13 protein-coding genes are annotated in these 13,585 nt (G+C 71.9%); 7 read left to right on the top strand and 6 right to left on the bottom strand.

Features of this window, described 5'->3' with window-relative positions; genetic code table 11:
* Nucleotides 1-241: 241 nt before the first annotated feature.
* From ACFYOP_RS23440 to ACFYOP_RS23430, 3 genes are read right to left on the bottom strand one after another with little or no spacing between them, the layout of a single operon-like run.
* The gene (locus ACFYOP_RS23440) at nucleotides 242-613 is read right to left on the bottom strand and encodes a hypothetical protein (protein ID WP_356895382.1); all 372 of its coding nucleotides are present in this window, start codon (nucleotides 611-613) and stop codon (nucleotides 242-244) included.
* Nucleotides 610-873, bottom strand: coding sequence for a hypothetical protein (locus ACFYOP_RS23435; protein WP_356895384.1), 264 nt, complete (start codon nucleotides 871-873; stop codon nucleotides 610-612). The genes ACFYOP_RS23440 and ACFYOP_RS23435 overlap by 4 nt, the downstream gene beginning before the upstream one ends.
* Before the next feature lie 24 nt (nucleotides 874-897).
* Nucleotides 898-1,683: a helix-turn-helix domain-containing protein gene (locus ACFYOP_RS23430; RefSeq protein ID WP_356895386.1), complete on the bottom strand. Its 786-nt coding sequence runs from the start codon at nucleotides 1,681-1,683 to the stop codon at nucleotides 898-900.
* A gap of 362 nt (nucleotides 1,684-2,045) precedes the next feature.
* On the opposite strand from ACFYOP_RS23430, the gene ACFYOP_RS23425 reads away from it, so the two are divergent.
* A complete protein-coding gene (locus ACFYOP_RS23425) occupies nucleotides 2,046-2,561 on the top strand; it encodes a hypothetical protein (RefSeq protein WP_356895388.1) in 516 nt (171 codons plus the stop codon).
* Here ACFYOP_RS23425 and ACFYOP_RS23420 read toward each other — a convergent pair.
* Entirely contained in the window at nucleotides 2,503-2,904 is a 402-nt protein-coding gene (locus ACFYOP_RS23420; protein WP_356895390.1) for a hypothetical protein, read from the bottom strand. The genes ACFYOP_RS23425 and ACFYOP_RS23420 overlap by 59 nt on opposite strands.
* Before the next feature lie 248 nt (nucleotides 2,905-3,152).
* Between ACFYOP_RS23420 and ACFYOP_RS23415 the strand changes: the two genes are divergently transcribed.
* From ACFYOP_RS23415 to ACFYOP_RS23395, 5 genes are all read left to right on the top strand, one after another.
* Entirely contained in the window at nucleotides 3,153-4,640 is a 1,488-nt protein-coding gene (locus ACFYOP_RS23415; RefSeq protein WP_356895392.1) for an aldehyde dehydrogenase family protein, read from the top strand.
* A 20-nt stretch (nucleotides 4,641-4,660) separates the two neighbouring features.
* Entirely contained in the window at nucleotides 4,661-6,208 is a 1,548-nt protein-coding gene (locus tag ACFYOP_RS23410) for a GMC oxidoreductase (protein ID WP_356895394.1), read from the top strand.
* Nucleotides 6,205-7,377, top strand: coding sequence for a glycine betaine/L-proline ABC transporter ATP-binding protein (locus ACFYOP_RS23405; protein WP_356895396.1), 1,173 nt, complete (start codon nucleotides 6,205-6,207; stop codon nucleotides 7,375-7,377). The genes ACFYOP_RS23410 and ACFYOP_RS23405 overlap by 4 nt, the downstream gene beginning before the upstream one ends.
* A gap of 52 nt (nucleotides 7,378-7,429) precedes the next feature.
* A complete protein-coding gene (locus tag ACFYOP_RS23400) occupies nucleotides 7,430-9,415 on the top strand; it encodes an ABC transporter permease subunit (RefSeq protein ID WP_356895398.1) in 1,986 nt (661 codons plus the stop codon).
* A 62-nt stretch (nucleotides 9,416-9,477) separates the two neighbouring features.
* Nucleotides 9,478-10,446, top strand: a complete 969-nt coding sequence (locus tag ACFYOP_RS23395) for an ABC transporter substrate-binding protein (protein ID WP_356895400.1) — start codon at nucleotides 9,478-9,480, stop codon at nucleotides 10,444-10,446.
* 318 nt (nucleotides 10,447-10,764) lie between these two features.
* On the opposite strand, the gene ACFYOP_RS23390 is transcribed toward ACFYOP_RS23395, so the two are convergent.
* Nucleotides 10,765-11,520: an isocitrate lyase/phosphoenolpyruvate mutase family protein gene (locus tag ACFYOP_RS23390; RefSeq protein ID WP_356895402.1), complete on the bottom strand. Its 756-nt coding sequence runs from the start codon at nucleotides 11,518-11,520 to the stop codon at nucleotides 10,765-10,767.
* Between the two features lie 64 nt (nucleotides 11,521-11,584).
* Complete coding sequence (locus ACFYOP_RS23385) at nucleotides 11,585-12,082, bottom strand: carboxymuconolactone decarboxylase family protein (RefSeq protein WP_356895404.1); 498 nt, start codon at nucleotides 12,080-12,082, stop codon at nucleotides 11,585-11,587.
* 47 nt (nucleotides 12,083-12,129) lie between these two features.
* Between ACFYOP_RS23385 and ACFYOP_RS23380 the strand changes: the two genes are divergently transcribed.
* Complete coding sequence (locus ACFYOP_RS23380) at nucleotides 12,130-13,581, top strand: PLP-dependent aminotransferase family protein (protein ID WP_356895406.1); 1,452 nt, start codon at nucleotides 12,130-12,132, stop codon at nucleotides 13,579-13,581.
* The last annotated feature ends 4 nt before the right edge of the window (nucleotides 13,582-13,585 follow it).

Raw genomic sequence — 13,585 nt, 5'->3', positions numbered from 1 at the left:
GGCCCGCATCGATTTCCGTACGCGCCAGTCGTCGCTGACCGCAGGTCTCTCGAGCGGCCCGCCGGGGGCCTGGCCAGAGCCGTGAGACTGGGTCACGCGGGTCGGTGGACGTCTCCTCCGACGGGTGCGGCTCTCTCCGGTCATCTGGTGTAAAGACCAGTCTCCTCCCGATATGTCCGGCGTCAAGGGGGTGGAGCGGCTGAAAATCCAGACCTGGGCGGAAGCGGTGCGGCGGCAGTCGTCAGGGCTTGCCGATGTCGACCACCCACACCCCGGTTCCGTCGTAGGCCTCGGGTGCCGCGCTGAGTACCTGGCCGTCGACGGCACCCGACACAGCGGCGTGCACCGCGTGGGCGTGGCGCCAGTCGATGCCCGAGGCCACGACCTGTTCGACGGCGGTGGACGCGGCGAAGTCCAGCGGGTCGAACTCGAGGCCGGGCAGCGCCCCGACGTGGGCCGCGACGCCGGGCAGTTCCAGGCTCGCCGAGACCAGGCAGAGCGCGGGGACATGGGCGCGCTGTGCGGGGTCGGGCGCTTCGACGACGGCGAGGCCCGAGAGGAAGCGGTGCCCTCTGCACAGGGCGAGAACCGCGGTGTGGTCAAGGATGATCACCTGCGCCTCCCGACGCGGCCGGCCGCGATGTCCGCCCGCCACAACTGGGCGCGCCGCACGTCGTCGTCGGTGAGATCCCGGCACAGGTTCGCGCGGACATAGGCCAGCCCCCGCGCGGTGCGTTCCGTGCGCTCGGCCTCCGTCGCCGTCTCGGCGGCCAGACGCTCGACAAGGTTGCGGACACTGGTGCCACGTTCTTCGGCCAGCGTCCGCAGTCGGTCGCGGACCTCGTCGGTAATCTTGATCGTCGTGTCTGCCATGACCTGAGAATACATTTGAATACCTCAGCTCGTGGCGGGGCGGCAGTCCCGGCAGTGCCCAGGCACCGTCGATCTGAACGGGCGGCCGCAGTCCTCGCACTCCTGGAGCGGGACGACGCCGACCGGTACGGCGGGCGGCGGCAGCTCGGGTGGCAGCCAGTGTGCGAGCCGGTACGCGAGCAGCCGGGACGGCCGGTGCAGGGTGCCCGCCGGCAGCGCGGCGGCGAGCGTACGGGCGACCTGCGGCCCGGGTACGTCGCGGTCCAGCCACCTCGTGACGGCCGGGACGAGGTCGGCGATGTCCCGTACGGAGAGCGTCAGGCGGGGATCGAGGGACCGCAGTCCGGCGAGGAGCCGGGCGGCGGGCCGGTGGAGCAGTTCGGAGAGGCCCGGCAGGTCGGGGCGGCGGCAGGTGCGCTCGGGCCGGGGGCGCTTGGTCAGGCTCACTCGCCGCAGCGGCGCCCGGGGTTCCGGTTCGGCGCCCGGGCACTCGTAGTACGTGGTCCGCGTGCCGATGCGCTGCCCGGGAGCGCGGTGCTTGAGGCGACGCAGATAGCCGGTGGCCTCCAGCTCGTTGAGCGCCTTCGCGAGGCGGTCCGGGCTGTCGGGGAACGCGTCGGCCAGGGCCTCGATGGAGACCTTCGCGCCGTCCTTGACGGACTGGATGTGAAGCGCGACGCCACGGGCGGCGGCGGACAGGGTCTTGTGCTGGGCGAGGTGGTTGCCGACCACCGTGAAGTTGTCCTTGTGGTGGTGCCGCACATGCAGCACGCCACGCGAAAGGGGCGCGATAGACTGCGCTGAGGTCATCGGGAAGCTCCAGTACTTCTCGGTGAACAGGCCCTCGGACCGGGATTGCAGTCCCGCCGGGGGCCGTTTCTGTGTGCTGTTGTCGCCGCGAACGTACCGCGCCGGTCCCGACATATGCCACTCCGTCACCGGATCGGGTGACGAGGGGAGTTGGAGGGGTGGTTGGGTTGTTTCTCTCTCCAGTCCTTTAAGGGGGCTGCGGGGTCCGAATCTTGCGGGGCACCGGATCCTGGAAACCCCGAATCCGGTGCGACCTGCGGGTTTTCAGCGTGAGCGCCGGTCGGCGGGCGGGGCGGCGATGGCGCAGGGCGGGGCGACGAGGGGCGGGGCGGCCGGGGTGGCGATGGCGGAGGATGGGGCGTATGTCCTCGACCGCCGCGATACGTGACACCGTCCACCTGGCCACCGACACCGGCCAGAACTCGGTGGCCCTCTTCGGGATCGTGATCCTGGGCGTGCTCGTCCTGATCACGCTGTGCGTGTACCTCTTCCCCGCGTTCGCCGCGCGCGGCCGCTTCTGCGCACCGGCCCTGGCGGGGACGCTGCGGGACGTGGCGGTGATGTGTGTGACGGTGGCGCTGGGCGTCTATCTGTTCGGCGTCATGTGCGTCATCCGTCTGGAGAACGAGTGGTACACGTGCGGGCCGCAGCGGTACGGGTACTCCTCGCCGGTGGACAGGCCGAACCTCGAGAACATGCGGGACAGCCTCTTCCCGGTGAGTTCGGTGTGCCGCTGGTCGGACGGGTACGCGTACGACTTCGTGCCGGCCTTCGTGAACCCCACGGTCTTCACGCTGCTGTCCCTCGCGGCGATCGCCGTCATCGCGGCGGGTGTGGCCGTCGGCCACGACCGGAGGGCACAGGCGTCGGCGCCGTAGGCGTCGGACCGGTCGAGTCCTGACCCGGCGTCCCCGTGTTGACGTGGACCGAGGCGATGCGGTCGAGGTCGTCGAAGAGGACCTCGACCGTGCCGCCGTACGGGAGGCGCGCGCTCATGCGGTCGCCGGCGGTGCGCCGCGGCAGGCCGTGGTGGTCGAAGTAGCCGGTGACGGTCCGGCGGGCAGAGCCGGTGATCAGGCTGGTGCCGGTGAGCAGGACGCGGGGCAGGGTGATGGCGTCCGGTTCGGCGCGGGGGACCCGCGGGTCCTCGGGGACCAGGTACGCGCGGCCGTCGGCGCTCGCCTGGACGCCGATGTAGCCGGGGGCGCCGAGCACGCCCATCGCCGTGAAGGGGAGGGTCTCGACGGCGCGGCGGGGGTCGTCGTGGCCGGCGAGGGGGACGAGTTCCTCGGTGAACTCGGTCAGGCCGTGGGCCTGGCCGTGTCCGGTCCCCCGGCGATGCCACGTCCGTGAGCCGGGTCACTTTCGGTTAATCGTTGCGCATGGTTCTGGCCATCGGGGGCAGGCGGCCAGATCGCTGGGTCGGACGACCGGTGGAACAAAGCGGAAGACGAAGGGCAAAAGGCGACGTGTCGGCAGTGCAAAGGACCATCCATGTGGGCGGAGAGTGGCGGACAGCCGCTTCCGGCGCCACGCGCGAGATCATCGACCCCGTCGACGCGACCGTATGCGCCGTCGTCGCGGAGGGTGGCCTCGCGGACACGGACGCCGCCGTCGCCGCCGCGCGTGACGCGTTCGACAACGGGCCGTGGCCGCGGACCCCGGTCGCCGAGCGTGCGGCACTGCTGCGCCGGGTCGCCGCGCTCCTCGAGCGGGACCGGGAGAAGATCGGCGCCCTGGAGAGCCAGGACGCGGGCAAGACCCTCGAAGAGGGCCGCGTGGACGTGGACTGCGTGCGCGACGCCTTCGTCTACTTCGCGGACCTCGTCATGAACGAGAGCGGCGGACGCGTCGTCGACGCCGGCTCCGACGACGTCCACAGCGTGGTGGTACACGAACCACTCGGTGTGTGCTCCCTCATCACGCCGTGGAACTACCCACTCCTCCAAGCGAGTTGGAAGATCGCCCCGGCCCTCGCCGCGGGCAATACTTTTGTGGTCAAGCCCAGCGAGATCACCCCGCTGACCACCGTCGCGCTGATCGGTCTGCTGGTCGAGGCCGGACTGCCCGCCGGTGTCGCCAACATCGTCACCGGCGCCGGCGACCCCGTCGGCGCCCGGCTGGCCGACCACCCCGACGTGGACATGGTGTCCTTCACCGGGGGGCTCGTCAGCGGTACGAAGGTCGCCCACGCCGCCGCGGAGGGCGTCAAGAAGGTCGCCCTGGAGCTCGGCGGCAAGAACCCGAACGTGGTCTTCGCCGACGCCTGCACCACCCCCGAGGGCTTCGACACCGCCGTCGACCAGGCGCTCAACGCCGCCTTCATCCACAGCGGGCAGGTCTGCTCCGCCGGTTCGCGGCTCATCGTCGAGGAGTCGCTGCGCGAGCGCTTCGTCGCCGAGATCGCCCGCAGGGCCGAGAAGATCCGGCTCGGCCGCGGCACCGACGAGGGCGTCGAGTGCGGTCCGCTCGTCTCCGCGCAGCAGCTCGCCAAGACCCAGGACTTCGTCGCCTCCGCCCTCGCGGAAGGCGCCGTCCTGCGGGCCGGCGGCGAAAAGCCCGACGGCCCCGGCTACTTCTACCGGCCGACCGTCCTCGACCACTGCCACCGCTCCATGCGTGTGATCCGCGAGGAGATCTTCGGGCCGATCCTGACCGTCGAGACCTTCCGTACCGAGGAAGAGGCCCTGGCGCTCGCCAACGACACCGAGTACGGCCTCGCCGGCGGCGTCTGGACGGCCGACGCCGGACGGGCCCGGCGGATGGCCCGCCTGATGCGGCACGGCACCGTCTGGATCAACGACTTCCACCCCTACCTGCCGCAGGCGGAGTGGGGCGGCTTCGGCAAGTCCGGCATCGGACGCGAGCTGGGGCCCACCGGACTCGCCGAGTACCGCGAGGCGAAGCACATCTATCAGAACCTCGCCCCGCGCCCCGTGCGCTGGTTCGCGGGCTGAGCCAAGGAAAAGCACACACCATGACCGACCACATCCACGAGTACGACTATGTCGTCGTCGGCGGCGGCACCGCCGGCTCGGTGATCGCCTCACGGCTCACCGAGGACCCCGGTGTCACCGTGGCCGTCATCGAGGGCGGCCCGAGCGACGTCGGCCGTGACGACGTGCTGACCCTGCGCCGCTGGATGGGCCTGCTCGGCGGGGAACTCGACTACGACTACCCGACCACCGAGCAGCCGCGCGGCAACTCGCACATCCGGCACAGCCGCGCCCGCGTGCTCGGCGGCTGCTCGTCGCACAACACCCTCATCGCGTTCAAGCCGCTGCCGTCCGACTGGGACGAGTGGGCCGAGGCCGGCGCCGACGGCTGGGACGCCGCGGCCATGGACCCGTACTTCCACAAGCTGCGCAACAACATCGTTCCCGTCGACGAGGCCGACCGGAACGCGATCGCCCGCGACTTCGTCGACGCCGCGCAGACCGCGCTCCAGGTGCCGCGCGTCGAGGGCTTCAACAAGAAGCCCTTCCACGAGGGCGTCGGCTTCTTCGACCTGGCGTACCACCCGGAGAACAACAAGCGTTCGTCGGCGTCGGTCGCCTATCTGCACCCGTTCCTCGACCGGCCGAACCTGCACATCGCCCTGGAGACCTGGGCGTACCGGCTGGAGCTGGACGGGACGCGGGCGACGGGCGTGCACGTCCGCGCCAAGGACGGCGAGGAGCGGGTCGTACGGGCACGGCGCGAGGTGCTGGTGTGCGCGGGCGCCGTCGACACGCCCCGGCTGCTGATGCACTCCGGCATCGGACCGCGCGCCGACCTGGAGAAGCTCGGCATACCCGTCGTGCACGACCTGCCGGGCGTCGGCGAGAACCTGCTCGACCACCCCGAGTCGGTCATCGTCTGGGAGACCCACGGGCCCATCCCGGAGAACTCCGCGATGGACAGCGACGCCGGCCTCTTCGTACGCCGCGACCCCGCGTCCGAGGGCCCCGACCTGATGTTCCACTTCTACCAGGTCCCGTTCACCGACAACCCGGAGCGGCTCGGCTACGAACGCCCCGCGCACGGCGTGTCGATGACCCCGAACATCCCCAAGCCCCGCAGCCGCGGCCGGCTCCACCTGACCAGCGCGGACCCCGAGGTCAAGCCGGCGCTGGACTTCCGGTACTTCACCGACGAGGACGACTACGACGGCCGCACCCTCGTCGACGGGATCAGGCTCGCCCGCGAGATCGCGGCGCGGGAGCCGCTCGCCGGGTGGCTGAAGCGCGAGGTCTGCCCGGGTCCGGAGGTCACCTCCGACGAGGACATCAGCGAGTACGCGCGCAAGGTCGCGCACACCGTCTACCACCCGGCCGGCACCTGCCGGATGGGCGCCGCCGACGACGAACTCGCGGTCGTGGCACCCGACTTGAAGATCCGGGGCCTTGACGGCGTCCGGATCGCCGACGCGTCCGTCTTCCCGACCATGACGGCCGTCAATCCGATGATCGGCGTCCTGATGGTCGGGGAGAAATGCGCTGACCTGCTGGGCGCGGAAGCCGACAAGAGGGGCGGGAACCGATGAAGTCAGATCCCACGAAAACCGATTCGACGGAGTCGGAGCCGGAGCTGAAGACCGCGGACGCGGGCGTGTCCGTCGCCAAGGCGTCGGACGCGCCCGGACCCGGCGGTGACGCCGCGTCCGGCGGGGAGCCGCCCGTCTTCTCCGTCCGCGACCTGTGGAAGGTCTTCGGCCCGAAGGCCGCCAAGGTCCCGGCCGACCCCGAGCTCGCCGCCCTGGCCCCCACCGAGCTGCGCGAACGCACCGGCTGCACCGCCGCCGTGCGCGACGTCTCCTTCGACGTCCGCAAGGGCGAGGTGTTCGTCGTCATGGGCCTCTCCGGCTCCGGAAAGTCCACGCTGGTGCGCTGCCTGACCCGGCTGATCGAGCCGACGTCCGGATCGATCGCCATCGACGGCGAGGACGTGCTCTCCATGGACACCACGCGGCTGCGCGAACTGCGCCGCCACCGTGCCTCCATGGTCTTCCAGCACTTCGGTCTGCTGCCGCACAAGTCGGTCCTCGACAACGTCGCCTACGGCCTGGAGATCCAGGGCATGGGCCGGGCCGCGCGCCGCTCGCGCGCCGCCGACGTCGTCGCGAAGGTCGGCCTGGAGGGCCTGGAGAACCGCAGGCCCGGCCAGCTGTCCGGCGGCCAGCAGCAGCGTGTCGGGCTGGCACGGGCCCTCGCCGTGGACCCCGAGGTGCTGCTCTTCGACGAGCCGTTCAGCGCACTCGACCCGCTGATCCGCCGCGACATGCAGGAAGAGGTCATCCGCCTGCACCGCGAGGAGGGCCGCACGATGGTCTTCATCACCCACGACCTGAGCGAGGCGCTCAAACTGGGCGACCGGATCGCGTTGATGCGCGACGGCCGGATCGTCCAGCTGGGCACCCCGGAGGAGATCGTGGGCGCCCCCGCCGACGAGTACGTACGGGACTTCGTCCGCGACGTGCCGCGTGAGCAGGTCATGACCGTGCGCACCGCCATGCGGCCCGCCGAGGGCGACGAGGGCGAGGGCGGCCCCGCGCTCGCCCCCGGCGCGACCGTCTTCGAGGCGATCGAGGCGGTGGCCCGCACCGGGCAGACCGCCCGCGTCGTCGAGGACGGCCGGTGCCTGGGCGTCGTCGGCCACGCGGACCTGCTGGGGGTCGTGGCGGGCATCACCGCCGCCCAGGAGGTCGCCGCGTGATCCGCACAACGCGTCCGGCACGCCGCCGGAACACCGACGGGCGGTGGCCGCGATGACCGCCGCCGTGTCCGCGCCCGCCGCGGAGAAGAAGAACATCACCGGCCCGTCGTTCCGCGCCGCGCTGCGCCACCCCGTGAAGGGCAAGCTGCTGGCGCTCGCCGCGCTCGCGGTCGTGCTCGTGCCCGCCGGGATCGCGCTGTGGGGCAGCGGCAGCTGGCCTGCGGCGCTCCACATCGACATCTCCGGGCCGCTCGACGACGCCAACCGGTGGGTGATCGACAACCGCGACTCCCACCCGCTCTTCCTCTACTTCCTGCTGCACCTGTCCAACAGCGCCACCGACGCGGTCGGCGGCGTGTACGACGTGCTGCACTCCATGGGCTGGCTCGGCGTCCTCGCCGTCGGCGTCCTCGCCGCCTGGCGCGCCGCCGGACTCGGCCGCGCCGGCGCCAAGGTCGCCGCGACGGCCTTCGGCGCGTTCGCCCTCTGCGGGCTCCTGGGCATGTGGGACGCCACGCTGCTGACCATCGCGCTGATGGTCGTCGCCGTGGCGCTGGCCGCACTGTTGGGCGTGCTGATCGGCCTGGCGGCCGGCCTGTCCGACCGGATCAACCGCGCGCTGCGGCCGGTGCTCGACACCATGCAGGTCCTGCCGGCCTTCGCGTACCTGCTGCCGTTCGTGCTGGTCTTCGGCACCGGCACACCGGCCGCGCTGTTCTGCACCGTCATCTACGCCGCCCCGCCCATGGCCCGGCTCACCGCGCTCGGACTGCGCGGCGCAGACCCCTCGGTGATCGAGGCGTCCGCGTCGCTCGGCGCGAGCCCGTGGCAGCGGCTGCGGACCGCGCGGGTGCCGCTCGCCCGCAAGCAGATGCTGCTCGGTCTCAACCAGACGATCATGATGGCGCTGTCGATGGTCGTCATCGCCGCCCTCGTCGGCGCGGGCGGCCTCGGTGAAGAGGTCTACTCGGCGCTCTCCACCGTCGACGTCGGCAAGGCGCTGACCGCCGGTATCCCGATCGTGCTGATCGCCATCTGGCTGGACCGCACGACGGCCGCGGCCGGCGACCGGATCGGCCAGAGCGCCCCCGGCGGCGGACTGCTGCACGGCCGCTCCGCCTGGGGCCTGGTCGCGGCGGGTGTCGCCGTGGCCGTCTCCGCCCGGTTCCTGATCGGCGGGGCGTGGCCCGAGGCGTGGACGTTCAACATCTCCACGCCCGTGAACAAGGCGCAGAGCTGGATCACCGAGCACGTCTCCTCCGGCATCCCGGTCCTCGGCGGCACCGAGGTCTGGTCGGAGCAGTTCACCGTGTGGATCCTCAACCCGCTGCGGGACGGCCTGCTCTGGCTGCCCTGGTGGTCGGTCCTGCTGATCGTCGCGGCCCTGGCCTGGATCGTCGGCACCTGGGCGACCGCCCTGACCGCCACGCTCGCCATGTCGGCGATCGGCGTCCTCGGCGTCTGGACCAAGTCCCTGAACACCCTCTCGCAGGTGCTGGCCGCGCTGGTCGTCACCCTGGTCGTCGGCGTGTTCGTGGGTGTCGTGTCCGCCCGCGCCGGGCGCCTGGAACGCATGCTGCGGCCGGTGCTCGACGCGATGCAGACGATGCCGCAGTTCGTGTACCTGATCCCGGTCGTGGCGCTCTTCGGCGTCACCAGGGCCTCGGCCATCATCGCCGCCGTCGTGTACGCGCTGCCCGCCGTCGTGCGTATCACCGCCCAGGGGCTGCGCGAGGTCGACCCCGCGGCCATGGAGGCGGCGCGCTCGCTCGGCGCGTCGACCAGGCAGCAGCTCTTCCAGGTCCAGCTGCCGCTCGCCCGCCCGGCCCTTCAGCTCGCCGTCAACCAGGGCGTCGTGCTGGTCCTGGCCGTGGTCGTCGTCGGCGCGCTCGTCGGCGGAGGGGCGCTCGGCTACGACGTGGTCAAGGGCCTGTCCCGCGGCGAGATGGGCCTCGGCATGACCGCCGGCCTGGCGATCGTCTGCCTCGGCCTCGTCCTCGACCGGGTCACCCAGCCCGCGACCCGGAAGCGCCCATGACCGGCGTGAACCACCACAGACCCACCACCGACGTCCCCGTCACCAACAGCAGGAGCACCATCATGCGAAACCGCACCAGAACCATCCGCACCGCCACCGCCCTCGTCGGCGCCCTGGGCATCCTCACCCTCAGTGCGTGCGGCGCCGCCGACACCGGCAAGAGCAAGGACGCGGCCGGCGGCGACAAGACCGTCAAGCTGACCGTTCCCTCCTGGGTCGGCGCGCAGGCCAACACGGCCGTCGCCGCGCACCTCCTGGAGAAGGAACTCGGCTACACCGTCAAGTCGCAGCAGATGGGCGAGGTCCTCGCCTGGGACGCGCTCTCCAAGGGCGACGTCGACGCGATCATGGAGGACTGGGGTCACCCCAAGGAAGAGAAGCGGTACATCGAGGACAAGAAGACCGTCGTCTCGGGCGGCGACCTCGGTGTCACCGGCCACATCGGCTGGTTCGTGCCCAAGTACTTCGCCGACGCGCACCCCGACGTGACGGACTGGAAGAACCTCAACAAGTACGCCAAGGAGTTCGCCACCGCCGAGAGCGGCGACAAGGGCGAGATCCTCGAGGGCTCCCCGGACTACGTCACCAACGACGACGCGATCATCAAGAACCTCGGCCTGAACCTCAAGACGAACTACGCGGGCTCAGAGGCCGCGCAGATCACGGCCATCAAGAAGTACGTCAAGGACGAGAAGCCCTTCCTGACGTACTGGTGGACGCCGCAGTGGCTGAACGCCGAGGTCGAGCTCGTCGAGGTCAAGCTCCCCGAGTACAAGGAGGGCTGCGACGCCGACCCGAAGAAGATCGCCTGCGCGTACCCGAACACCCCGCTGCAGAAGTTCCTCAACGCCGACTTCGCGAAGAACGGCGGGGACGCGGCGGAGTTCCTGAAGAACTTCAAGTGGTCGACCGAGCAGCAGAACGAGGTCGCGCAGATGATCGCCGGGGAGAAGATGTCCCCCGAGGCCGCGGCCGAGAAGTGGGTCAAGGCCAACGAGGCGACGTGGAAGACCTGGCTGCCGAAGAAGTAACGCCCCAGGTGAGACCGGGCCAGGGGCCGGGGTGGGCGCCGCGGGTGCCACGCCCCCGGCCCGGGCGGCCCACGGCGGCCTGACGCCCGCCGGTCCCGCAACCGGCACTGCGGCCCCGGACCCGACGGGTCCGGGGCTGCCGGCTTTCCGGGCCCGGTACGGGCCGGAGCGCGGGCCCGGTGCGGGCCCACCGGGCGTGGGCGTCCGCATCCCGCACCACGATCACCGACTGCTCCTGCTTGCCGATGTCGAACATACGGTGATCGTGTCCCGCGACCGGCCCGCGACCGGCCCGCGGCTCAACGCAGTCGAGCCACTTCAGAGCTTCGCGGCCCCAGGCCCCTGCCCGTACAGCTCGCGGGCGATGTCCGCCACCGCCGCCTGCGCCCGGCGCTGCAGCCCCGGGCCGAAGGTGATCCGCGTCGCGCCCAGTCGGCCGAGCTCGGCCACCGGCGGGTCGCCCGGGGACGCCGAGGCGAACACGTTGATCGGCACGGCCGTCGCGGCCCGCAGCAGCGGCAGCCGCCCGGCCGGGACGGTGATCGGATAGACGCAGTCCGCGCCCGCCTCCGCATACAGCCGGATGCGCTCGACGGCCTCGTCCGGGTCGTCCACGCCGCGCAGGAACGTGTCGACGCGGGCGTTCACGAAGAGGTCCTCGCCCGCCGCCGTACGGACCTCCGCCAGCCAGTCGGCGTGCCGGCGGGGGTCCTTGAGCGTCTTCGTCGCACGGTCGGTGTCCTCGAGGTTGCAGCCGACCGCGCCCGTGTCCAGGAGGCGGGCCACCAGTTCTCCCGGCGGCAGGCCGTAACCGTCCTCGACGTCCGCGCTCACGGGCACGTCGACGGCGCGTGCGATCCGGGCCACGGCCGCGAACATCTCCTCGGCCGGAGTGTCGCCGTCCGCGTACCCCAGCGACGCCGAGACCCCCGCGCTCGGCGTGGCGAGTGCGGGGAAACCGGCGTCGGCGAAGGCGCGGGCGCTCGCGGCGTCCCACGGTCCGGGCAGTACGAGCGGATCGCCGGCCTCACGGCCGTGGTGCAGGGCGCGGAACGCCTGTGCCTTCGTGGACATCGCGTCCCCTCGGTTCGGTGCTTCGGTGCTTCGGTGCTTCGGTTCAGTGGTTCGGTGGTTCGGCTCAGTGCTTCGGCGAGCCGGGCGTGTAGTGACCGGGGGTCAGCCGGGCCGTCACGCCGAAGCGGTTCCAGGCGTTGATGACCGTGATCGCCGAAATGAGATGGGCCAGTTCGGTCTCGTCGAAGTGCTTGGCGGCCTTCTCGAAGACCTCGTCGGGGACGAAACCGTCGGTGAGCACCGTCACCGCCTCGGTCAGCTCGAGCGCGGCGATCTCCTTCTCCGTGTAGAAGTGCCGGGACTCCTCCCAGGCGGCGAGCTGCACGATCCGCTCCACCGACTCGCCGGCCGCCAGCGCGTCCTTGCTGTGCATGTCGAGGCAGAAGGCACAGTGGTTGATCTGCGACGCGCGGATCTTCACCAGCTCCAGCAGCACCGGGTCGAGATGCTTACGGGACGCCTGGTCCAGCTTGACCATGGCCTTGTAGACGTCGGGGGCGTGCTCGGTCCAGCGGATGCGAGGGGCCTGCTCGGGGGCCTTGGGCTCGTTCGTGGTCGTCATGGGTACGACCGTAGGACGGCAGTGGCGCAGCGGTATGGTCCACTTCCATGACGGATTACCGGGCCACTTCCGCCTCCGACGGCACCCCGGCCGCCTCTGACGCCTTCCGGGCGGTCGGCGCGGACCTCCACCTCGAACTGCGCGGACCCGGGCTGCGGCAGGGACTGACCGAGGCCCTGCGGGAGGCGGTGCGCGGCGGGAGGCTCGCGCCGGGGGTCCGGCTGCCGTCGTCCCGTTCGCTCGCCGCCGACCTCGGGATCGCCCGCAACACCGTCGCCGACGCGTACGCGGAGCTGGTCGCGGAGGGTTGGCTCACGGCGCGGCAGGGGTCCGGTACGCGGGTGGCGCGCCGGTCCGCGCCGCGCAAGGCCGCCACCGGCGCGGTCAGGGCGCGCCCGGCGCGCGGCCGGCCCGCGTACAGCCTCCTCCCCGGCAGCCCCGACCTGGCCTCGTTCCCGCGCGCGGAGTGGCTCAAGGCGGCCCGCAGGGCGCTCACCGCCGCACCCCACGACGCCTTCGGCTACGGGGACCCGCGCGGCCGCGTCGAACTGCGGACCGTGCTCGCCGACTACCTGGCACGGGCACGCGGCGTGTACGCGGACCCCGAACGCATCGTGATCTGCGCGGGCTTCGTGCACGGCCTCGCACTGATGGGCAAGGTGCTGCGGCAGCGGCGGGTCAGGGACGTGGCCGTCGAGTCCTACGGACTCGACGTGCACCGCGACCTGCTGACCGAGGCCGGGCTGCGCACCCCGGTACTGCCCCTCGATGAACTGGGCACCGACACCGCCGGGTTGGGCGAGAACGAGCTGCGGGGCGCCGGAGCCGTCCTGATGACGCCCGCCCACCAGTTCCCCGTGGGGCTGCCGCTGCACCCCGACCGGCGGGCGGCGGCCGTCGACTGGGCGCGCCGGACGGGCGGCGTGATCCTGGAGGACGACTACGACGGGGAGTTCCGCTACGACCGCCAGCCCGTCGGCGCGCTCCAGGGCCTCGACCCGGAGCATGTGGTCTACCTGGGCACGGCGAGCAAGTCGCTGGCCCCCGGGCTGCGGCTGGCGTGGATGGTGCTGCCGCCGGACCTGGTCGACGAGGTGCTGGAGGCCAAGGGCGGCAACGCCTGGATGTCGAGCACCCCGGACCAGCTCACGCTCGCGGAGTTCATCACCTCCGGTGCGTACGACCGGCATGTACGGGGGATGCGGCTGCGCTACCGGCGCCGCCGCGACGAGCTGGTGCGGCAGCTCGCCGCCCACGCACCCGGTCTCCGGGTGAGCGGGATCGCCGCCGGGCTCCACGCGGTGCTCGAACTGCCGCCGGGGACCGAGCAGTCGGCCGTACGGGCGGCGGCGTGGCAGGGCCTGGCCGTCGAGCCGCTCGGCCACTTCCGGCACCCGGACACCGCGCCCGGCAGGGACGCCCTCGTCGTCGGCTACGCCACCCCGCCGGACAGCGCGTGGGCGGGCGCGCTGGACGCGCTGTGCCGGGCCCTGGGGTAGACCG

It is taken from the genome of Streptomyces sp. NPDC006294, from assembly GCF_042870895.1.
GTDB lineage: Bacteria > Actinomycetota > Actinomycetes > Streptomycetales > Streptomycetaceae > Streptomyces.
This window is presented reverse-complemented; position numbering and strand designations above follow the sequence as displayed.

Excerpts from the sequence above, each read along its gene's own strand:
- ACFYOP_RS23390 (WP_356895402.1), bottom strand. The coding sequence starts at position 11,520 with ATGTCCACGAAGGCACAGGCGTTCCGCGCCCTGCACCACGGCCGTGAG.
- ACFYOP_RS23435 (WP_356895384.1), bottom strand. The coding sequence starts at position 873 with ATGGCAGACACGACGATCAAGATTACCGACGAGGTCCGCGACCGACTG.
- ACFYOP_RS23385 (WP_356895404.1), bottom strand. The coding sequence starts at position 12,082 with ATGACGACCACGAACGAGCCCAAGGCCCCCGAGCAGGCCCCTCGCATC.
- ACFYOP_RS23380 (WP_356895406.1), top strand. The coding sequence starts at position 12,130 with ATGACGGATTACCGGGCCACTTCCGCCTCCGACGGCACCCCGGCCGCC.
- ACFYOP_RS23405 (WP_356895396.1), top strand. The coding sequence starts at position 6,205 with ATGAAGTCAGATCCCACGAAAACCGATTCGACGGAGTCGGAGCCGGAG.
- ACFYOP_RS23410 (WP_356895394.1), top strand. The coding sequence starts at position 4,661 with ATGACCGACCACATCCACGAGTACGACTATGTCGTCGTCGGCGGCGGC.
- ACFYOP_RS23425 (WP_356895388.1), top strand. The coding sequence starts at position 2,046 with ATGTCCTCGACCGCCGCGATACGTGACACCGTCCACCTGGCCACCGAC.
- ACFYOP_RS23420 (WP_356895390.1), bottom strand. The coding sequence starts at position 2,904 with ATGGGCGTGCTCGGCGCCCCCGGCTACATCGGCGTCCAGGCGAGCGCC.
- ACFYOP_RS23395 (WP_356895400.1), top strand. The coding sequence starts at position 9,478 with ATGCGAAACCGCACCAGAACCATCCGCACCGCCACCGCCCTCGTCGGC.
- ACFYOP_RS23430 (WP_356895386.1), bottom strand. The coding sequence starts at position 1,683 with ATGACCTCAGCGCAGTCTATCGCGCCCCTTTCGCGTGGCGTGCTGCAT.
- ACFYOP_RS23400 (WP_356895398.1), top strand. The coding sequence starts at position 7,430 with ATGACCGCCGCCGTGTCCGCGCCCGCCGCGGAGAAGAAGAACATCACC.